The following is a 257-nucleotide window of genomic DNA, read 5'->3' as shown; positions in this document are numbered from 1 at the left end:
AGCGGTGATAGACGGGGGCGATCTCGATTTCGCTCTTGAGCACACGGAATCCGCGCTCGATGTCGGCCAGCGCCTTGTAGCGCGCAACGATCTCGACCGGGGTGTGGTCGGGCATGTTTGTCACCAGCAACAGCTTGCCGTCCATCATGCGTGCATGTGCGAGCGCGCGCTCGTCGATATCGTAGGTGAATTCGGCCGACGACAGATCAACGCGGATGATGTTGGCCAGATGGGCATCGCTGACCGCCTTGTAGAAT

1 pseudogene is annotated in these 257 nt (G+C 59.9%); it reads right to left on the bottom strand.

Features of this window, described 5'->3' with window-relative positions:
• A pseudogene (locus tag DNK49_RS23615) lies at nucleotides 1-257 on the bottom strand (IS1634 family transposase); the annotation flags it as partial.

Origin of the sequence: Parazoarcus communis SWub3 = DSM 12120, assembly GCF_003226565.1 — a bacterium.
Lineage (GTDB): Bacteria > Pseudomonadota > Gammaproteobacteria > Burkholderiales > Rhodocyclaceae > Parazoarcus > Parazoarcus communis.
This window is presented reverse-complemented; position numbering and strand designations above follow the sequence as displayed.